We start from the raw sequence: 20,371 nt of genomic DNA, 5'->3' as shown, positions 1-20,371 counted from the left end.
TATAGGCATTGGATTTTCTATTTAAAGACCGGCGCGCGTTTTTGCATCTGAGCGGCGATAACTTCCATCTGCTCGGGTTTGCCGATCAGTTCGACCTGCTCCGCACTTTCGCGCAGCAGAACCTCTGACTGGCTGGCCCCGGATTCGGCAAAATCGATCATCCGCTTGGCCGCTTTGATGGCATTGGGCCCCTTGCTAGCGATTTCAGCCGCCATGGCCTGCGCCGCCGCCAGCGGATCCTCTGATAGCGATGTCACCAGCCCCCAGCGTTCTGCCTGTTCAGCCTCAATGGGCGCGGCCGTATAGGTGAGCTGGCGCAACACATCGGACCGCACAAGTTTGGGCAGCAGAACCATGCCACCCATATCCGGAATGATCCCCCATTTCATCTCCATCACCGCCAATCTGGCATCCGGTGCAGCGATGCGGATATCCGCGCCCAGCGCCAGTTGCAGACCTCCGCCGTAGACAGCTCCCTGCAGGGCGGCAATCACCGGAATATCCAACCGGCGCCAGGCCATAGAGACCTCCTGCATCTCATTGGCATCGTGATGACTACGCTCCATCAGCCAGGCCTTGGGGTCGACCTTGCCCATCTGCATGAAACTCATCAGGTCGAGGCCGGCACAGAAGCTCTTTCCTTCCCCGGATAGGACCACCACGCGCGCATCAGAGGCCGACACCTCCTCGGCCGCGCCCAGGATACCCTTGACCATGGCATCATCCAGCGCGTTCATCTTGTCGCCCCGTGTCAGGGTCACATGGGCAATGTGGTCTGTAATCTCAACGGAAACCCGCGCCATGGTTCATTCTCCTGTTATCTTTTGCCAAAAGTCTGCCTTGGAATGCCCTCCCATACCACGGGAACGTCAGGGCAGCTTTTGAGGAATTTCCATTTCTCCAATCAGCAGGGCCTGTGCTCAAAAATGAAAACGGCCAGCGAAGCGCTGACCGTTTCCGCCGAAAATACGGCTCATGGAATAGGTGGGATGTCAGACAGCCCAGCACGTCCAAAGCCGCGCCCCTCCAATGACATCACATAGAATTGGTCTTCGACGATCAAAGCCCCGGTGGTCACCCCAAAGCGCCCAGTAGGATCCTGCAGGTTGCGCAGGATCTCACCATCCTTATTGAACTGGATCACCATACCCCGGTGGATCGGTGCAGGGCGAACCTTTGGCCCCAGGCGCCAGAGCACCTTACGCAGAAAGGGATAGGGCATCAGCACCTCAGCGGGCACACGCGGACTGGCAAAGGCCAGCCAGAAAGAGCCATCCCCTTGGGCTTCCAGATTGTCGGGGTAACCGGGCAGATTGCCCAGGAACAGCTCCAATTCGCCAGTCTTCTCCCCGGTGAGCCAGAGGCGATGCACCCGTGCGCGCCCAGTCTCATTGATCAGGAGGAAGTCTTCCTCCTCCGAAAGCGCCACCCCATTGGTGTAGACAAAACCACTGGCGAGTTTTTCAACCGATCCATCAGGGTTACGGCGTGCGACATAGCCCGTTTTCGATTGCTCCCAGATGGTCAGAACCGAGGTGGGCTTTGTGCCGCCCATGGTTTCGGGATCAAAGCGGTCAGAGGAATTGGAGAAATAGATGGTCCCGTCCTTGGCCACATCCAGTTGGTTGGCATAGATCAGCGGCTGGCCTTCGACCTCATCCACCAGCACCTCCAGCGTGCCCGGCCCGCTCCAGCGCATAATCCCGCGGAAACTATCCGCAATGTAGAGCGCCCCATCAGGTCCGGCATCCAAACCCAGGGGCCGCCCGCCGAGATCCTCGACCAGCTCAGGCGCAGAACCATCAATACGGTAAAGCTTCCCCGAGAGATCAGTGGTATAGATCGTGCCATCGGGCATCACCGCCAGATCCTCTGGCCCGATGGCATCATCCGGCAGCAGGACCAATTCCAGGGCATCCATATCCGAATTCTCGTAGAATTCTCCGGTAAAGCCGGGGCCCTTCAGGGGCTCATACTTTTCTGGTTCAACCGGCACCGGCCAAAACAGCAAATAGCCCATGCCAAGGGCCAAAATCAGCAGCAGAATTTTCTTCATGAATACAGGTCCTGATTGTCTGGCCATACTCTGCGTCGGGACCTGCTCTTACGCAAGACTTGCTGTTCAACCTGCCATCGCGTTATCTGCGCCCATGACAAAACCTCGCTATACGCCGCTCGCCCAATCTTTGCCCTCAACTGTGCCCTTTGTGGGACCGGAAACACAGGAGCGCACCCGTGGTGCGGTGTTCAAAGCGCGGCTCGGCGCCAATGAAAACATCTTTGGCCCTTCCCCCAAGGCGATTGAGGCCATGCGAGCAGCCTCAGCCGAGATCTGGAAATATGGAGACCCAGAGAACTTCGATCTGATCCAGGCCCTGGCTGCGCACCATGGGGTCGAACCAGCCAATATCATGGTCGGCGAAGGCATCGACGGCCTCTTGGGCTATTTGGTCCGGTTGCTCATTGGCCCTGGTGATCCGGTTGTCACCTCCTCTGGCGCCTATCCAACCTTTAACTACCATGTCGCGGGTTTTGGCGGAGAGCTGCATTTCGTGCCCTACAAAGGTGACCATGAAGACCCAGCAGCCCTCTTTGCAAAAGCGGCCGAGGTCGGTGCAAAACTGGTTTATCTGGCCAATCCGGATAACCCGATGGGAAGCTGGCACAGCGGCCAGAAGATTGTCGATGCCCTTGAGGATCTGCCGGAAGGATGCCTGCTGCTGCTGGATGAGGCCTATGTCGAATGCGCGCCCGAAGGCACAGCGGCCGCAATTGACGCCGATGATCCGCGCGTGATCCGTATGCGCACTTTTTCAAAAGCCTATGGCATGGCCGGTGCCAGGGTTGGCTATGCCCTCGCCCATCCTGAGCTGATCACCGCTTTCAACAAGGTTCGAAATCACTTCGGCATGAACCGCGCCGCCCAAGCGGGAGCACTTGCAGCATTGCAAGACCAGGACTGGCTGGCCCACGTGCTCAAACAGATGGAGGCGGCTCGCAATAGAATTGCAGAAATCGCCAGGAACAACGGACTGGTCCCGCTTCCCTCGGCAACCAACTTTGTCACTATCGACTGTGGTTCCGATGGTGATTTCGCAAAAGCCGTATTGGAAGAACTGGTCGCAGATGGTTTCTTTGTACGCATGCCATTTGCGCCGCCACAAAACCGCTGCATCCGGGTCAGCTGTGGCCCAGAAAGCGACCTTCTACTTCTTGAGGCTGCTCTGCCCATGGCGCTGGAGCGGGCGGGTCAAAGGCAACGGGATTAACACCTCTCGCATCGCTCTCGCGGGTTTTACCGGACATTCACCTTTCTTGGGCTACCCTCTTCCTGGTAAATATCCAGGAGGACTACTCATGGACTATCACAATCATAACCACAGGCAGGCCACCAAGCAGCCTGAAGAAGCAACGGACCTGTTTTCAGCGGCCATTGCCTTCCTTGGTATCAATCTTTTGTGGATCTTCTTCGCAATTTGGGTCCTATTCGGCATGGTTCCCGTTCTGTTGCTGGCCTTGTTCCTGAACCACATGATCGATCGCATCGAAGCACGCATGCTGGAAAGCGAGAGCTGAGCCAAGGCTCACTCTTGAAAGTTCTTGGCAGACGGGGGCCTTCTGTCCCCGCCTATGCTCTTTCTGAGCGGGACTGCCCAAACTCACCACCACCGATTGGAACGGTCGGGTTTGAAGCCTGGCCTTGCTTGGCAGGCTAGAAGTGAGATGCCGCCACCAAAGCCTGTCACAAAAGGTCAGTAGCCTTTGCCGAAAAGACCTTGGCAGCGCCTTCAAGTGCCCCGGCCCCATGTGGAATAGAAAGTGCTTTGAACCCTGTTTCAATGCCACCCAAGAGCCCCATAATCATATGGCCATTGACGTGCCCCATATGGCCCAAGCGAAAATGCCCGTGCCAAGCGGGGCTGTCAGAAGGTGCAAGCCCCAATCCAATTCCAAGTGTCAGGCCCAGATTGCTTTCCAGCCAGGCTCGAAGATCACTGGCTTTGGGAGAGGGAAGATGCAAAGCCGTTACCGCATGGGACCTCAGCGCTCGGCTTGGGGCATTGAAACGCAGGCCCTTTGAGGGGTCTTCAATGTCTCCCCAAGCCTCGCAGGCAGTCCAAATGGCCTGAGCAAGTCGGGCATGCCGCGCCCAGACCTGTTCCATGCCTTCTGCGTGGATCAAATCCAATGCCGCTCTCAACCCATAAAGGTGATGGGTCGGAGCGGTGCCCCCAAAGTACTGGTAAAACACTTCCGGGTTGGCGCGCGGGCTCCAATCCCAATATTGGCTGATCCGAGGAAGACGCGCCCGCGCCGCTGCCGCTTTGTCGTTAAAGAAAACAAAACTGATCCCAGCCGGGGTCATCAGACCTTTTTGACAGGCTGAAACCATCACATCGACTCCCCAGAGGTCCATCTCAAAGCGGTCACAACCAAGAGAAGCGATGCAATCTGCCATGAGCAGGGCAGGATGCTGCAGCTCATCCATCAGGTGACGCAACGCGGCGACATCATTGCGGATAGAGCTGGAAGTGTCTGTATGAACACCAAGCACCGCTTTGAACTGATGGCCGATATCTGCCTTCAAGGCTTCGGCGATCCTTTCAAAATCCCAGGCAGCTTCAGTGCCAAAATCGAGGATCTCAACCTCGATCCCCAGGGCCTCGGCCATCTCGGCCCAGCCAATTGCAAAGCGCCCCGATGAAGGGACCAGAACCCTATCACCTGGCTGCAATGTGTTCATCAGTGCTGCTTCCCAGGCACCATGCCCATTGGCGATATAAATCGCGACGCTGTGTTTGGTGCGTGCAACTGCCTTAAGATCTGGGATCAGGCTATCTGTCAGGGTCAGCAAATCCCCCGCATAGATATTTGGGGAAGGACGGTGCATCGCTTGCAGCACCTCGTCAGGAATGACTGATGGTCCGGGTATGGCAAGATACCCGCGGCCACCGGAATGAGTGTAGTTTTCCTGCATCTGTTCTGATCCGCCTGTTGGTGTCCAATCCGGCGCCCGCCAGGCTGGACCAATTCGCAATTGGTGCAACCCTAGCCTGCGTCTGTATAAGGTCAATTGCCTAAAGCGCTTTTTTTGATGCTGAAACCCCGCGTTCAGGCAGACATATCTGGCAACCGCTTGCGCCAAACCTCTGAGCTGCTTAAATGGCGCAGGCGCGCCGATCTTGGCGCAAAATGACCCCAGAGCAACAACGTTGTCCCAGCCGGAACCTCAATCCATGAAGCAAGAGCATACTTCCTCCCGCGAGCTGTTGGGCTGGCTATGGCGCGGCTATCTCCGCCACTACATGGGATTGCTGGGCATAGCTGTGATTTTTATGCTGATCGAAGGCGCCACCATGGGCGCGCTGGGCTACATGATGCAGCCGATGTTTGATTTGGTTTTTGTTGCGGGCAATACCAATGCGCTGGTCTGGGTCAGTCTCGCCTTCCTGGCGATTTTTTCCATGCGTGGGATTTCCAGCGTCACCCAAAAGGTCCTCCTAAGTAAGGTCTCGCAGACCTCTGCGGCGCATTTACGCAAGGATATGCTTGCTCGTCTGATCCGTCAGGATCCTGCATTTCATCAGACCCATGCACCGGGATTGCTATTGCAACGGGTGCAGAGCGATGTGAGTGCAATCAACTCGGTCTGGCAGGCGATGATAACCGGGGCCGGACGCGATGCGGTTGCTTTGGTTGCGGTGCTCGGCGTGGCTATCAGCATTGACTGGCGCTGGACCGCAATCCTGCTGATTGGTGTTCCCGGCCTGCTTCTGCCCATTTCACTATTGCAGAAATACGTGCGCCGCCGGGCATCCGAAGCGCGGGATCTGGGGGCCGCCCTTGCTACCCGCCTTGATGAGATTTTCCATGGCATCGTCCCGATCAAGCTGAACAAGCTGGAAGAGTATCAGCTGCAGAAATTCGGCCAGCATACCGACCGCTTTGTCGGGGCAGAGGTCAAAGCCGCCTTTGGGACCTCCTCCATTTCCGGCATGACCGACATCATGGCTGGTGTCGGCTTCATGGCCGTACTGCTCTATGGCGGGTCAGAGATCATCTCTGGCGATAAGACCGTCGGCCAGTTCATGAGCTTTTTCACCTCCATTGGCCTATCCTTTGAACCCATGCGTCGGCTCGCCAATATCTCAGGCGTTTGGCAGGCGGCGGCGGCAGCTCTGGAGCGTATCAAGGCGCTGATGGACGCGCCAATCCTTCTGACCTCACCCGAAGACCCCAAACCCGCCCCCGAAGGCCTGCCCGACATTACACTCAGCAATGTTGATCTGAACTATGGCGACGCGAAGATCCTGCGCGGACTGACATTGGAGGCGGCCGCTGGCAAGACCACTGCTTTGGTTGGGGCCTCTGGGGCTGGAAAGTCCACAATCTTCAACCTCCTGACCCGGATGGTTGATCCGCAAGAGGGTCGCGTAGCCGTGGGTGACACCCCTGTAGCCGATCTGGCGACAGATGATCTGCGCGGGCTATTCTCGGTTGTGACCCAAGAGGCACTCCTGTTTGATGAAACCCTGCGTGAGAATATCGTGCTGGGACAAGACGTCAGCGAAGATGCCCTGCAAAAGGCCTTGGAAGCCTCCCATGTGGCAGACTTCCTGCCAAAGCTGCCTGAGGGATTGGACACACGAGTTGGGCCGCGTGGCTCGGCCCTCTCCGGTGGGCAACGCCAGCGGGTTGTGATCGCCCGTGCCTTGCTGCGAAACACCCCTATCCTCTTGCTGGATGAGGCGACTTCCGCCCTGGACGCCCAATCCGAAAAGGTGGTTCAGCAGGCTCTGGATCAGCTTTCTGGTGGGCGCACAACACTGGTGATTGCCCACCGTCTGTCGACCATTCGAAACGCTGACAAGATCGTGGTCATGGATCGCGGCCAAGTCATCGACCAAGGCACTCATGAAGAACTTTTGGCACGTGGTGGCATCTACGCGGATCTCTACCGGTTGCAGTTCCAGGATGGCAAAACCCTGATGGATCCAGCAGGTGTCGCCGCGCAGATCCCTACGCCAGAAAACAACGGGTCCCAAGCGCAACCAGGCTGGTTCAGCCGCATCTTTGGTCGTCTGATCAGTTAAGGCCTTCTCTGCACCTCGGCCCAAGACTACTGCCTTTCTGCCAAAGGCCCGAATCGCTGATCTTTGCTATTTTTGATAGCGTTGCGCCAGGTCCACCGGGTCCCACCCCAAGAGGTAGCGCGCCAAAGTCCAGAGGTTTCTGCTACCGCGTCGAAGCCATCCATTGCGCTGGTAGCGTTCTGCACCGGTCGCTGCGACGGCTTTCAAGGCAACAATACCATTGAGGCGGTTTACCAAAGCGACATCCTCCATCAAAGGTTGATCAGGATAACCCCCGGCAGCCTCATAGACCGCTCGAGGGATCAGTAGTCCTTGATCCCCATAGGGCAGCGCAAAGAGGCGCGCGCGCAGGTTCGCCCAACCAGCAACCCAACCTGGCATGACCCCTTTGGCGCGAAAGCGAAGCTGAAAATATGCGGGGCTGCCCTGCCCCTCTCTCAGGTGCTCTGCGACCACCCTGCTCCAACCTTCTTGCAATTGTGTATCCGCATGAAGGATCAGCAACCAGTCTCCCTTTGCCCTGGCACAGCCACGGCGCAACTGCCCACCACGGGACGCTGGTCCGACGACAACTGTGGCGCCGGCCTCTTCAGCAAGCGAAACCGTGGCATCTTGCGAGCCGCCGTCACTCAGCACCAATTCTCGGATCAATCCGGCTTCGAGCCCCTCCATCAAGGCAGCCAGACAGCCCGGCAACTCCTCGGCTGCATTCAGACTGGGAACAATGACACTGATGGGGGCAGGCATGACGATTTCCTATTCAACTCCGTCCCGGTTTCTATATCACTGGTAAAGCTCGTTTCCATCGGGCCAAGCAAAATTACGGAGCATCCGGCATGACCGCGCGCAAAATCCTCCGCCTTTCCGGCCCAGATACCCGCAGCTTTCTGCAGGGATTGATCACAAATGATGTGAACAAGTTGGATCACGGGCTGGTCTATGCCGCTTTGCTAACCCCACAGGGGAAATACATCGCAGACTTTTTTCTCGCACCCGCTGGCGAGGCCGTGCTGCTGGATGTCGATGAGAGCCTGGCAGAGGGTTTGGCCAAGCGCCTGTCGATGTATCGCCTACGCGCAGCGGTTGAGATCGAAACGACCGACCTGCAAGTCAAACGCGGCACAGGTGAGGCCCCGGAGGGCGCCCTGTCGGACCCGCGCCACTCAGCCATGGGCTGGCGCCTCTATGGCGACGAGGGCGGCGATGACGGGAGCAATTGGAATGCGATCCGTGTTGCCCATTGCATCCCGGAAACCAGCATTGAGCTGGGCCCGGACAGCTACATCCTAGAGGCTGGCTTTGAACGCCTGAACGGTGTCGATTTTCGCAAGGGCTGCTACGTTGGACAGGAAGTGACCGCGCGGATGAAGCACAAGACTGAGCTGCGCAAAGGCCTGGTCACGGTCAAAGTCACAGGCGAGGCCCCCAGCGGTAGCGAGATCAAGCGCCAGGACAAAGCCGTTGGCACCCTCTTCACGTCCGCCGATGGGCAGGCCATCGCCTACCTCCGCTATGATCGCGCGGGCGAAGATATGGAGGCCGCTGGCGTCCAGATCTCATGGTCCAAGGAGGGGTGAGCCCTCAGCGGAGGACTTGCGATTTGTTGGGCTTTAATCAAGCAATCAAAAGTAATCCGGAACTGATTCAAATTGCTGCAATTGAAGGTCTCGCCGTAACCAGCTGGCAAGGCCCTGCGCATTAGGTTTGCGCAAATCCGCCAATTCAGCAAAGGGTCCAATGATGGGTATTTTGAAAAGGGCAGCAAGTTTGCCCGCAGTCGGCTTGGGCCTGTCACTGGGGATAGCTCCCGCACATGCCACAGGGTATTGGGAGTACAAGGACTGGTCCGTCGCCGTTGAAGAGCGGATTACCGAAGAACACGACTGGCTGGATTGTTCCGCATGGACTGGTGGAGACGGCATGCCCACCCTCAGGATGAAAGTCACCCGTGATGATGTGGGCCCACCGGAGAGCTTTCCCCAGCTTCAGCTCAACTCGGTGGCACCACGCGGTCATTCTACGCAGATGGTCAATGGCCAGGCCGTTGGTTTCATCGTGGACCAGAAGGTAGTCTTCTATGGGCTCGCCCATACCGATATCAACGAAGAAGGCCTGCAGGAGACTACGGTCAGAGTACGCTGGGACAATGCGCTCGAGATGATCAAGTGGATGCAATCGGGCACGCATCTGGATGCCCATATGGTGCGCCCCTATGACGGAGGCATCCACCTAATGCGTGCCTCACTTGCTGGCTTTACTGCGGCCTATGGCAAGATGATGGATGAGTGCGGGTTCAGCCTGGAACTGCAACAGATCGAAATCGACTATAACTAGCGCCCCTCATCGCCGGGGCCCAAAACCCAAAACAAAACCCCCAGCGCCATGCACCGGGGGTTCTTTTGCGTTGTTTTCTTCGAGATCAAGCGCGTTCGGAATACTCCATGGTCTCGGTATTGACCACGATCATCTCGTCCTGACCAACAAAAGGAGGAACCATGACTTTTACACCATTGTCCAGGATCGCAGGTTTAAAGGAATTGGCAGCAGTCTGGCCTTTGACGACTGGCTCGGTCTCGACGATCTTGCAGATCACTTTCTGCGGAACGGTCGCGTTCAGTGCCTCTTCGTCGTAGAATTCTACTACGATGGTCATGCCGTCCTGCAGAAACGGGCGACGATCGCCCAAAAGCTCCGCTGGCAGTTCGATCTGCTCATAGGTTTCGGCGTCCATGAAGACCAGCATGCCGTCGCTCTCATAGAGGAACTGCTGATCTTTCTGCTCCAGGCGCACGCGCTCGACCTTATCCGCCGAACGGAAGCGTTCGTTCAGCTTGGAGCCGTTGCGCAGGTTGCGCAGCTCGACCTGAGCAAAGGCACCGCCCTTGCCGGGCTTTACGTGATCGACCTTGACCGCCGCCCAAAGTCCGTCGTTGTGCTCCAGAACATTGCCGGGGCGGATTTCGTTACCATTGATCTTGGGCATCTGAAAAATCCATCTGGGAAGGTTGATGATATCTTAAGCGATCCTATATCTTTCGTGGTCTCGGCTGGCAAGACAACGATATCTCGTAGTTGCACCACGTTAGCTATGCGTTAATTGCATGAAAGCTATGCATTTGCGGGCTACCCGAATCGTCATAGTTCCGTCATAAGGAACGCCACGCCGAGAATTGCAATAGCAAGAACAACAAAGGAAACGAGATGCGAGATTTCGTTGACGGCACTGCCTATAATAATGAACAGGGCAATCGAGCACGTAAGCTCTTTGCCGCTGTAGTGCTGGCCGCGCTGGATGATGCCATTGCGGATGATAAAAAATATGGCAATGGGCCAGAGCAGATTGCACGTTGGGCACGGTCCCGTGATGGCCGTGAAGTACTAAGCTGCGCCGGCATCGACCCCAATGAGCGGGTTGTTGGTGGCCTGATGGAATTTGTTGGCCGGGGTGTGCGTACCTCTGTCGCTCTGTCGCGCGAGGAAAGCGAGCGCCGCAATGCAGCACAGGCCGAAGCCGCCTGAGCTGCAGCCAAAAAACTGCCAGAAGAAAAACGCGTCCTGGGGGGCGCGTTTTTCTTTTTGGGGAGCCCCTCGCCTGCACCGCTTGCGAAATGGATTTTTGATGTCGCGCCGGGGCCTGCTTGCGGCGCATTCCCCAGAGTTTTCAGCCAGCGATTGCTTAGGCTCGTTACCAGCGGTGCTTTTCCTTTTGCCGCGAATCCGGCATCAAAGCTGGCAACAGCTTGCAGCAGAACGAGAGAGCCACATGCCCGCACGCGCACTTATGATTCAGGGAACCGGCAGCAATGTTGGCAAATCCATGTTGGTGGCCGGGCTAGCACGCGCCTACAAGCGCCGCGGTCTGAAAGTTGCGCCTTTCAAACCCCAGAACATGTCCAACAATGCTGCGGTTACCCCCGAAGGGGGTGAGATCGGGCGCGCTCAGGCCCTGCAGGCGCGCGCTGCGGGGCTGCCCCCTCATACGGATATGAACCCGGTGCTGTTAAAGCCGGAAACTGACACCGGTGCGCAAGTCATCGTTCAGGGGAAACGACGCGGCACCCAGGCAGCAGGTTCCTTTATGCGGGACAAATCTGGACTGCTGGAGGCCGCAAAAGAGAGCTATTTCCGACTGGCCCAACAGGCGGATTTGATCTTGATCGAAGGTGCGGGCTCCCCGGCAGAAACAAACCTGCGCAAAGGCGACATTGCTAATATGGGGTTCGCCTGTGCGGTAGAGGCGCCCGTGATGTTGGTTGGTGACATCCATCGCGGTGGCGTCATTGCGCAGATCGTCGGCACGCAGGCGGTTCTGGAGCAAGTGGACCTGGAACGGATTGTTGGCTTTGCCGTGAACCGGTTCCGTGGCGATCTCAGCCTGTTTGATGCTGGACGCGATGATATTGCTCGGCGCACTGGCTGGCCTTCGTTGGGCGTTGTCCCCTGGTTCTGGGAGGCCTGGAAGCTGCCCGCTGAAGATATGATGGATATTGCCTCTCATCAGGGCGGTGGCTGCAAGATCGTCGTGCCCCAGCTGGAGCGGATGGCGAATTTTGACGATCTCGACCCACTGGCCGCAGAACCCGAGGTGTCGATCGAAATCGTGCCTCCGGGCAAAGCCCTGCCCGGCGATGCGGATCTCATTCTCATTCCCGGCAGCAAGAGCACCATTGGCGATCTGAACTATCTGCGCGCGCAAGGCTGGGATATCGATATCCTTGCCCATCACCGGCGCGGAGGCCACGTATTGGGGCTTTGCGGAGGCTATCAGATGCTGGGTAAGACCATAGACGATCCAGATGGTGTAGATGGTCGTCCCGGCAAGGTAGAGGGCCTGGGTCTTCTGGATATTCACACGGTCATGTCCGGTGAAAAGCGGGTCTCCTTAACCGAAGCGATCAGTCGCGATGGAAACCTGCCCGTCTCCGGGTATGAGATCCATATGGGCCGCAGCTCTGGCCCCGATTGCGATCGTGCCTGGCTTCGGGTTGGTGACCGGTTTGAGGGGGCAGCCTCCAGAGACGGTCGCGTGCGCGGCTCTTATCTACACGGGCTTTTCAGCTCTGACGCCTTTCGCGCCAGCTTCCTCTCTGGTCTTGGGTACGAAAGCACAGTCGGCTACGAGGATGGCGTGGAGGAAACCCTGGATCATCTGGCGGATCATCTGGAGCGCCATATGGATCTGGATCATCTACTGGAGCTTGCCCAACCTGTTCCACAGGGAAATTAGGCCATTTTCGAGGCCAGAAACCAAATCAAAACAATGGTAGGAATGGTCAGCGTGTCTGGCCCCTTCTCAAGGCACACTCGGCAAAGGCGCCTGTTTCATTGAAACAGGCCCTTAGTTTATGACGGATGTTAGATCTAAGGTTAGGTCGAGCGACACTACAGGCGTCTCATCACACTAAAGGACGCCCGTCAAAGAACGCTCAAGGACTGGATTAGATCAGATCCTGAGCGGCCAATGCGCGGTGAATTTCACGACGGACGAGCTTGCGCACATTGCGTGTGATACGCTCCCCCAATGGGCCCTGCAGCTCTGAACGGACAATCTCAGCCACGAGTTCGCGCAGGCTCTCCTCATCGATCACGCTTTCCTCTGCCGCCAGATCATTGAGAGCATCCCGCGCGCCCTCCAAAACCGCATCTTGTGCCAAGGCCTCTGCCTCTAGCGAAGGGGTTTCCTGGCTCTCGTGAACTGCGCTCTCGTGAGCTTCGGGCGCCTCGTCCTCCAGGTGATCTTGCCACTCCAGAGTTTCCACATTGCCCTTACCGGAATAGGGCTCACCGGACATCCCGTCCGGTTCCCAATGATCCCCACGTTGCGCTACCTTGGCTTCCAGTTCGGCAATTTTCTTTACGACTGCGGACACATTGGTGTCTGCATCTGAAGTTTCTTCTTTCGGCGCGATGAGCGCTTCGAGATCCTCAACATTCCCGGCGTGTTCTGCCGCCTGATACAGCGTTGCAGAAGGGTCTCGCCAGGGTGCTTCCTCCAGCTCGTCCGCGACCTGTTGAACCGCAGCTACTTCCTCTACGCCTTCGCCTTCGTTGCCAGCGGCGTGCTCCCCCGCACTGGGATGGGCCACGATCTCATCCGAACCAACTCTAACTTCAGCCTCAGCTTCGACCTCAGAGACAAGTTGATGCGGTTCGCTTGCGCCCTTTGCAGCAGCGGCGGTATCTTCTTGTTGTGGGTCACGCGCCCGCAGTGGCATCTCAGCCACTCGGGCTTCCCCGCCTTCATGAACCCTAAGTGCTGGGGTCAAAACCAAACGAGAATCGACACGCTTTACAGGGGGGGCCTTGCCTTCCACCTCAGGTGCTTTTCGCCCATCTTCGCTGACCAAACGGCGGATGGAGGAAAGAACATCTTCGATTTCAGCCTGCGAGACGGGGTCGGACATTTTTGGTGAACCACTCTTTAGATTTGCGGCAAGTGTAACTTCCCGCATCTCTTCAGACAACATTTAGAGGAAAAATTAGTTTTTTCCCAGAGCTCTAAGCACACGATCCAGGTCTTTGCTGCGGCGGCTGACCTGCGCCGGAGCGTCCTTGACCAGATTGTAATAAAGCGTCGGATCGTAGATTTCCACTGCCAGACCAAGGTGTTCTGCAGTCAGCAATCCCTGAGCTTGAAGCAGCGAATAAGCTGCAAGAGCCTGATTTGCACGCGCTTGAACCCGAGCAGTCTGCGCATTCAAAAGGTCCTGCTCTGCCTGCAAAACATCCAGAGTTGTGCGTGCGCCCAGTGTCGCCTCTTCGCGGATCCCATCAAAGGCAACTCGTGCCGCCCGAACACTTTCGTTCGAGGAAACAAGGCTGGCCGTCGCGGCATCGAGAGAGACATAGGCCGCCGCGACATCCTGAGATACCGCACGGCGTGCTGAGACCAAGGCCCCCTTGGCCGCATCCAGTTGAGCAAACCTGGCCCGCACCGAAGAGGCCAAAGAGCCCCCCGCATAGAGCGGTTGTGAGTAGGTCAAGCTCGCGCCAGAGGAATTGGTGTTCAGCGAATTGTTCCAATCATGGGTCACGCTGGCGTCCGCACTAAAGGTGACACGCGGCCCCAGGCCCTTTTTCGCACTTTGAACGGCGTAATCCGCAGCCTTCACCGTGTGTTGCTGAGACAGCAAACTTGGATGGTTACGCACCGCGATGGATTCAGCGGCATTGATCGAGGCGACGCGCTGCGGCAGCGGTGGCTGCCCGGCTACGGTCCCAATAGGGTGCCCAACAACCTCGATATAGGTCGCCTGCGCCTCTTGCAGGTTGCCACGGCTCGAAATCAGATTGGCCCGTGCAGAAGCAACCCGGCTCTGCGCCAGTGCGACATCCGTCCGTGTCACTTCGCCAACTTCGAAACGATCCTGCGACGCTTTCAGCTCTTCCTGCAGCAAACGCAGGTTGTTGCTCTGAAGCTGAACAGTATCCTGCTGCAGCAGCACATCCACATAGGCCTGCACCGCAGAGAACAAAACTTGCTGCTCAATCTGCAATAGCGTCTGTCGCGTGGCCAGCACGGTTTCCTGCGCGCCCAGCTGGTTCAGCTTGCTTGCCCCGCCATCATAAAGCAGCCAGGTCAAGTTCAACGCCGGAACAATCCCGTTCGTTTCAGACTCCGACAACAAAACCGAGCGACGGGTTGCCGAGCGGTTGCGACGGGTCTGTGCCGTGAGCGTGTAATTGATAACCGGGCGAAGTGCCGCCACAGCAGCGGCCACGCTCTCATCGCTGGCCCGCAGCAATGCTCTGTTTTGCTCCAAGAGACCGCTGCTTTTGTAGGCGCCAATCATAGCGTCCGAGAGGTTATCCGCACTGGCAGCCTGAGACAAAGCAAATGCGACGGTGCCAGCCCGTACAAACGTTTTCACCAGGTTTACCGAGAGTTTCTTATACATTCGGTGGCCTTATCGTTTGCCGCGCCGCCAGCCGCGGTTGGTTTATGGGTACTGGCAGCCCCTTTGGGCTGCCAAAATGTTCAATCCTTTATGCAAAGGCGCACCCCCACAACCGGATTGGCCTTTGAAAATCACAAGGCAAAGGACCTTGGCTGTTCAAAACCAGGCAATACCGCCGCACCGGCATTGAACTCAAATCGCCAAGAGATGCGACCTGCGTTTTTGTAACCGATCTTCACTTCACCAAGTGATCCGGTCATGAAGAGAACAGCAATGCGCCCGCCATCTTTCAACTGGTTCAAGAGCCCTTCGGGTACAGTTTCCACCCCGCCCTGAACCATGATGACATCATAGGGGCCATGTTCGGCAGCACCTTCGGTCAGAGGGCCCATATGCACGATGGCATTGTCCGCGCCAATTGTCGAAAGCTGCTCCTGCGCTTCAGCGGCCATTGTTTCGTCTTCTTCCACGCCAATGACCATCTCTGCCATCTGCGCTGCTACGGCGGTGGAGTAGCCCTGCCCGCAAGCAACATCCAGCACCAGTTCATTTGGTTGGATATCTAGCGCATCCAAAACCTTCGCCAATGTGCGTGCTTCTAGCAGCGACCGGCCGCCTCCCAGCTCCATGTTGCGATCCGCATAGGCGCCTTCTTTCTGCGCAACGGGTACAAATTCTTCGCGCGGTACAGAAAGCAGAGCCTCGATAATTGGGTATTTGGTCACATCCGAAGGGCGGACCTGCGTGTCAACCATCATGCGGCGGCGTTCGGCGAAATCGGTCATATGCTAAACTCATCTGTTCAGTCGGTTAGCAAGGGTTGTGCCACATCCCCGCCGGAGCGGCAACGGGGCCTTTGCGCTTTTGGCGGGCCAAGGCACTTTGCGCAACATTTTGTGGCCGAATTCCATCTACGGCCTCTCGGCGACAACTCTCAAGGACCACCAAAAGATACGCCACAATTTGCCCTCTCGCAAAGATCCGCCCGCAGCCAGGCTTCGCGCTTATTGCGCACAGCTGCTACAAAAGGGTGTCGCAGGAAGAGTGCTCAACCGCTCTGGGTTTATCCCATCTCCACAAATCTGACAAAACCCATAAGAGCCCTCCCGCAGTCTTGCGAGCGCGGCATCAATCTGGCGAAGCTCCTCCAGTTCCTTGAGACCAAGACGCTCCAGCACCTCATCGCCCTGCCGCTCCGAGGCGCGATCCTCCCAATCGCTTGGCTGTGGCGCATCCAAATCATGCTCAACCTCAACCAGGTGCCCAGTCAAGGCCTTACGCCGCGCCGAAAGTACCTGCTTGTATTGTAAAAGATCCATTTCTGATCCTCCCATTCAGCTGACCCATCAAAGCCAACCCCAATAACAAGTGTATCACTTTGACGCGGATCAACCCACTCGCGAGATCTGGGGAGTGTTTCGCAGATTTGATGGTAAGGAGGCGCCCCTGCCAAAATCATCGTAAAACACTCTCCTCTAGCGAGAACCCATAGCTGGCCGCCCATCCACAACTGAAACGCCTAAATGATAGGTAGAGGCAAAAAAACGAGGCCGAAGCCTCGCTTTTGGTATTCAACGCAGAGCAAAGAACCTGCTCTCGGGTAGTCGCCGGGGCTCAGCTATCCATCTTCAGGGCGCTGATAAAGGCCTCTTGCGGGATGTCGACCTTGCCGAACTGACGCATTTTTTTCTTACCCTTCTTCTGCTTTTCCAGCAGTTTCTTCTTCCGGGTTGCGTCGCCGCCGTAGCATTTTGCGGTCACGTCCTTGCGCATCGCAGACAATGTCTCACGCGCGATAACCTTGCCGCCGATAGCCGCCTGGATCGGGATCTTGAACATGTGACGCGGGATCAGCTCTTTCAGCTTTTCACACATGGCGCGACCACGCTGCTCGGCGCGGTCCCGGTGCACCATCATCGACAGCGCATCCACCGGCTCATCGTTCACCAGCACCGACATCTTGACCAGATTATCGGTCTGATAGCCGGTCATCTGATAGTCAAAAGAGGCATAGCCCTTGGTCACCGATTTCAGCCGGTCGTAGAAATCAAAGACCACCTCATTCAGCGGCAGGTCATAGACCGCCATGGCACGGCTGCCCGCGTAGGTCAGATCCATCTGCACCCCGCGCCGCTCCTGGCAGAGCTTCAGCACATCGCCCAGATATTCATCCGGCACCAGGATGGTCGCCTTGATGCGCGGCTCTTCCAAGTGATCCACCACCGACAGATCCGGCATATCAGCCGGGTTGTGCAGATCAATCATGGTCCCGTCTTTCATATAGACGTGATAGACCACGCTCGGCGCGGTGGTGATCAGCTCGATATCATACTCGCGCTCGATCCGGTCGCGGATCACCTCCAGGTGCAAGAGGCCCAGGAAACCGCAGCGGAAGCCAAAGCCCAGCGCCGCCGAGGTCTCCATTTCATAGGAGAAGGAGGCGTCGTTCAGTGCCAGTTTATCAATCGCATCGCGCAGGTCTTCGAACTCGGCACTGTCCACCGGGAAGAGCCCGCAGAAGACCACCGGCTGCGCGGGCTTAAAGCCGGGCAGCGCATCTTCTGTGCCCTTTTTCTCATGGGTGATGGTGTCACCCACGCGGGTGTCGCGCACCTGCTTGATCGAAGCGGTGAGGAAGCCAATCTCGCCCGGTCCCAGCTCGTCAATCACGGTCATCTCGGGGCGGAAGACGCCAATGCGGTCCACATGATGCACCGACCCGTTGGAGAGCATCTTGACCTTGTCGCCCTTCTTCAGGACGCCGTCCATGATCCGCACCAGAACGATCACGCCGAGATAGGCGTCATACCAGCTGTCCACCAGCATCGCCTTCAGCGGCGCATCGCGGTCGCCGGTTGGGGCGGGCAGTTTGTGCACGATGCTTTCCAGCGTTTCGCGGATACCCTGACCGGTCTTGGCAGAGACCTGAATGGCCTCGGTCGCGTCGATGCCGATCACATCCTCGATCTGCTCCGCCACCCGGTCGCAGTCAGAGGCCGGCAGGTCGATCTTGTTCAGCACCGGCACGATCTCATGATCCGCCTCAATAGCGTGATAGACATTGGCCAATGTCTGCGCTTCAACACCCTGGGTACTGTCAACCACCAGCAAGGAACCTTCAACCGCACGCATGGAGCGGGAGACCTCATAGGCAAAATCGACGTGGCCGGGGGTGTCGATAAGGTTCAGCACATAGTGCTCACCGTCTTCGGCGTTGTATTCGATCCGGACCGTGTTGGCCTTGATGGTGATGCCGCGCTCGCGCTCGATATCCATCGAGTCGAGGAGCTGCGCCTTCATATCGCGGTCCTCCACTGTTCCGGTCTCTTGGATGAGCCGGTCAGCGAGGGTGGATTTGCCATGGTCGATATGGGCGACGATGGAGAAATTGCGGATTTTGGCCAGATCAGTCATGGATGGGGATATGATTTGGATTCTGGCCGTGGTCAAGCGGGCGTGTAAGCTGCAAAGCAGTTATTTGAATGTGGAAGACTGATTTGGGCGATTTCTCTAAGATAGACAGCGTCGCGGCCCTAGAGTATTGGCTTAAAGCACAAGAAACCGAAATGGCTATTGCTGTCGGAGTTCGGGCCGCCCTGAGGGGCGTACCTTTGATACTCGCAGACGGACCGAACTACTTTCAGTCCCCAAGAACTGAGCTCCATTCATTGCGCGCGCTGTTGAGCCTAGCCCAGCTAGCCACCAGGGAACTTTCGGTGGAGGGCCGGTGGACCTTTCAGAATTTGACACGTGAGCTAGCTTATCCTGCAACTCTGAAAGACTTTTCCAACGCAACAAGAAACCCCGAACTTGCAGCAGTTAGCTCAGCCACCGCAATTTCCTTTGATGGCTACGCTGGAAGCGCAGGAGACACAGTTTCATTTAGTGCATCGGACAAAACTGGTGGCAAATGGGCGCTCTCAGCTGCTCTTACAGATCCGGAACCTGGGCAGTATTTGGATTCACATGACGTGCTTGAGAAGCCTCTGTGGCCGGCAAACATAGCTAGCGCCTCCACCTTAGGGGCCTGGGCGAGTTTTCGCCACACAATGGAGGGCTCTACAACTTGGGCATTTTGGACCGCTTGGTTTCAAGGCTTCCTCGACGGCAAACCGCTCGACTGGGAGCTGCAACGCCGGGTGGCGCTGATTGAAGACGCCGTCTGGGAAGCAGGCCCCGAAGCCGTCGCCAAAGAAATCGAGCGTATTCGTACGAAGTTTGAGTTAGAGCAAGAGGTTGCCACCCTCAAAGAGCAACTGAGCGCACAGCAACAGGCCCTAGCCAGAAACCCGCAGATCGGCGACAACGGCGGCCCGCCGATGGATGGTCCAAACGCCAAGGCCTTCAAGAAAGACCTTGTCTTGATCTGGTCGGACATTGAAGAACTGGAAACCGAACTTGCTAAGCCAGAACCCTCGCCCAGCGTTCTGAAACGCGTTGCCCAATCCCTGTCTGAAATAGCGCTGAGGATTGCGGCCTATTGCGGTGCAACAATGGATGTCTCGGTAAAGGCTGCGGCAAAAGCCTTTGGGGCTACTATGGGGCCAGTTGGCGCAACCGAAATCGTAAAACCTGGGTCGATAGACGCTGTGGCCAAAGCAATAGGTAAATTTCTCACCTCACTTGCGCACTAGCCCCTCTGTTTGAGACTCGCCCGTCACGGCTGTGACGGGCACGCGTCCGCCCGCCCCACGGCGGGCGCGTTCCGCACCCACCCGGGCGAACGCTTGCTGTCCTTCAACTAGCAAAATGATTGCACCGAAGATCGGCGCCTGACCTAGGTTGAGCGCTGACCGGCTTCCTGCCGGTCATGTGAGCTTGCAGTCCCAATGAGTTGCCAATCGACGATGCGAGGAAAAGACGGTCAGGCAAATTCCTGCGCAATTTTGAACCGGTGTTAACCACGATTGCCGACTCAGGCAGCTTTGGCCATAGTGCCGCCCATTCCGGGGTGGCAAAGACCACCCGGCAGACAAAAAGGACAGTAGGATGAAGGCTCGGATGATCTCTCTGCGCACAGCGGGGCTTGGGTTGGTTGTGGCTCTGCAGGCTCTTTCTGTCACCGTTGCTCTGGCACCTGCTGCCGAAGCAGGCGCAATCGAGCGCGCCTGCCGTCAATCGGATCGCTCCGCCGCAAACCCCTCCCTCTGCCGCTGCATCCAAAAAGTGGCCAATGTGAAACTCACCACCGCTGAGCGCAAGACCGTCTCAAAATGGTTTGCCGACCCGCATCAGGCGCAGGTTACCCGTCAGTCAGACAGCAGTCGCGACGCACGGCTCTGGGAGCGCTATAAGCTCTTTGGTGACAGCGCCGCAAAAACCTGCAGCTAGCACTGATCCCTGCCATTTTAGCCGCATAACGCACTCTTGGAAGAAGTG

At 57.2% G+C, this 20,371-nt stretch carries 19 protein-coding genes; 9 read left to right on the top strand and 10 right to left on the bottom strand.

Features of this window, described 5'->3' with window-relative positions:
- Positions 1-17: 17 nt before the first annotated feature.
- Both RSK20926_RS15100 and RSK20926_RS15095 read right to left on the bottom strand, forming a co-directional pair.
- A complete protein-coding gene (locus RSK20926_RS15100; protein ID WP_008208008.1) occupies positions 18-803 on the bottom strand; it encodes a crotonase/enoyl-CoA hydratase family protein in 786 nt (261 codons plus the stop codon).
- Positions 804-973: 170 nt separating this feature from the next.
- A complete protein-coding gene (locus RSK20926_RS15095) occupies positions 974-2,056 on the bottom strand; it encodes an SMP-30/gluconolactonase/LRE family protein (protein WP_050773096.1) in 1,083 nt (360 codons plus the stop codon).
- 94 nt (positions 2,057-2,150) lie between these two features.
- Here RSK20926_RS15095 and RSK20926_RS15090 point away from each other — a divergent pair, with 94 nt between their 5' ends.
- Entirely contained in the window at positions 2,151-3,269 is a 1,119-nt protein-coding gene (locus RSK20926_RS15090) for a pyridoxal phosphate-dependent aminotransferase (RefSeq protein WP_008208003.1), read from the top strand.
- A gap of 88 nt (positions 3,270-3,357) precedes the next feature.
- Complete coding sequence (locus RSK20926_RS15085) at positions 3,358-3,576, top strand: hypothetical protein (protein WP_008208002.1); 219 nt, start codon at positions 3,358-3,360, stop codon at positions 3,574-3,576.
- A 166-nt stretch (positions 3,577-3,742) separates the two neighbouring features.
- Here RSK20926_RS15085 and RSK20926_RS15080 read toward each other — a convergent pair whose 3' ends face one another.
- Positions 3,743-4,978, bottom strand: a complete 1,236-nt coding sequence (locus tag RSK20926_RS15080; RefSeq protein WP_008208000.1) for a pyridoxal-phosphate-dependent aminotransferase family protein — start codon at positions 4,976-4,978, stop codon at positions 3,743-3,745.
- 259 nt (positions 4,979-5,237) lie between these two features.
- Here RSK20926_RS15080 and RSK20926_RS15075 point away from each other — a divergent pair, with 259 nt between their 5' ends.
- Positions 5,238-7,094, top strand: a complete 1,857-nt coding sequence (locus RSK20926_RS15075) for an ABC transporter ATP-binding protein (protein WP_008207996.1) — start codon at positions 5,238-5,240, stop codon at positions 7,092-7,094.
- Positions 7,095-7,160: 66 nt separating this feature from the next.
- Here RSK20926_RS15075 and RSK20926_RS15070 read toward each other — a convergent pair whose 3' ends face one another.
- Positions 7,161-7,841: a TIGR04283 family arsenosugar biosynthesis glycosyltransferase gene (locus RSK20926_RS15070; protein WP_008207994.1), complete on the bottom strand. Its 681-nt coding sequence runs from the start codon at positions 7,839-7,841 to the stop codon at positions 7,161-7,163.
- Between the two features lie 35 nt (positions 7,842-7,876).
- On the opposite strand from RSK20926_RS15070, the gene ygfZ reads away from it, so the two are divergent.
- Entirely contained in the window at positions 7,877-8,671 is a 795-nt protein-coding gene (gene ygfZ / locus RSK20926_RS15065; RefSeq protein WP_269724417.1) for a CAF17-like 4Fe-4S cluster assembly/insertion protein YgfZ, read from the top strand.
- 163 nt (positions 8,672-8,834) lie between these two features.
- A complete protein-coding gene (locus RSK20926_RS15060) occupies positions 8,835-9,428 on the top strand; it encodes a hypothetical protein (protein ID WP_232281910.1) in 594 nt (197 codons plus the stop codon).
- Positions 9,429-9,513: 85 nt separating this feature from the next.
- Here RSK20926_RS15060 and efp read toward each other — a convergent pair whose 3' ends face one another.
- On the bottom strand, positions 9,514-10,077 hold the full coding sequence (gene efp / locus RSK20926_RS15055) for an elongation factor P (RefSeq protein WP_008207991.1): 564 nt from the start codon (positions 10,075-10,077) through the stop codon (positions 9,514-9,516).
- Between the two features lie 218 nt (positions 10,078-10,295).
- On the opposite strand from efp, the gene RSK20926_RS15050 reads away from it, so the two are divergent.
- Together RSK20926_RS15050 and RSK20926_RS15045 are read left to right on the top strand one after the other, a co-directional pair.
- A complete protein-coding gene (locus RSK20926_RS15050) occupies positions 10,296-10,613 on the top strand; it encodes a DUF6280 family protein (RefSeq protein WP_008207990.1) in 318 nt (105 codons plus the stop codon).
- A gap of 244 nt (positions 10,614-10,857) precedes the next feature.
- Positions 10,858-12,321, top strand: coding sequence for a cobyric acid synthase (locus tag RSK20926_RS15045; RefSeq protein ID WP_037255361.1), 1,464 nt, complete (start codon positions 10,858-10,860; stop codon positions 12,319-12,321).
- Between the two features lie 211 nt (positions 12,322-12,532).
- Here RSK20926_RS15045 and RSK20926_RS22170 read toward each other — a convergent pair whose 3' ends face one another.
- The 5 genes from RSK20926_RS22170 to lepA all read right to left on the bottom strand — a co-directional run bounded on the left by RSK20926_RS22170 (position 12,533) and on the right by lepA (position 18,406).
- Positions 12,533-13,498 (bottom strand): hypothetical protein, encoded by a 966-nt coding sequence (locus RSK20926_RS22170; RefSeq protein WP_083805804.1) that lies wholly within the window; start codon positions 13,496-13,498, stop codon positions 12,533-12,535.
- A gap of 75 nt (positions 13,499-13,573) precedes the next feature.
- The gene (locus RSK20926_RS15035) at positions 13,574-14,992 is read right to left on the bottom strand and encodes a TolC family outer membrane protein (RefSeq protein WP_037255313.1); all 1,419 of its coding nucleotides are present in this window, start codon (positions 14,990-14,992) and stop codon (positions 13,574-13,576) included.
- Positions 14,993-15,123: 131 nt separating this feature from the next.
- Entirely contained in the window at positions 15,124-15,777 is a 654-nt protein-coding gene (locus RSK20926_RS15030) for a protein-L-isoaspartate O-methyltransferase family protein (protein WP_008207982.1), read from the bottom strand.
- A 219-nt stretch (positions 15,778-15,996) separates the two neighbouring features.
- A complete protein-coding gene (locus RSK20926_RS15025) occupies positions 15,997-16,311 on the bottom strand; it encodes a TraR/DksA family transcriptional regulator (RefSeq protein ID WP_008207979.1) in 315 nt (104 codons plus the stop codon).
- Between the two features lie 295 nt (positions 16,312-16,606).
- On the bottom strand, positions 16,607-18,406 hold the full coding sequence (lepA, locus tag RSK20926_RS15020; protein WP_008207977.1) for a translation elongation factor 4: 1,800 nt from the start codon (positions 18,404-18,406) through the stop codon (positions 16,607-16,609).
- A 635-nt stretch (positions 18,407-19,041) separates the two neighbouring features.
- Between lepA and RSK20926_RS22885 the strand changes: the two genes are divergently transcribed.
- Positions 19,042-19,626: a hypothetical protein gene (locus RSK20926_RS22885; RefSeq protein ID WP_157133141.1), complete on the top strand. Its 585-nt coding sequence runs from the start codon at positions 19,042-19,044 to the stop codon at positions 19,624-19,626.
- Between the two features lie 355 nt (positions 19,627-19,981).
- Positions 19,982-20,323 carry a hypothetical protein gene (locus tag RSK20926_RS15010; RefSeq protein ID WP_008207970.1) on the top strand — a complete coding sequence of 114 codons (342 nt, stop codon included), beginning with the start codon at positions 19,982-19,984 and terminating at the stop codon, positions 20,321-20,323.
- Positions 20,324-20,371: the final 48 nt, after the last annotated feature.

Origin of the sequence: Roseobacter sp. SK209-2-6 (assembly GCF_000169455.1) — a bacterium.
Lineage (GTDB): Bacteria > Pseudomonadota > Alphaproteobacteria > Rhodobacterales > Rhodobacteraceae > Pseudophaeobacter.
The sequence above is the reverse complement of the archived record's forward strand: the minus strand, read 5'-3'. Positions and strand labels throughout refer to the sequence as shown.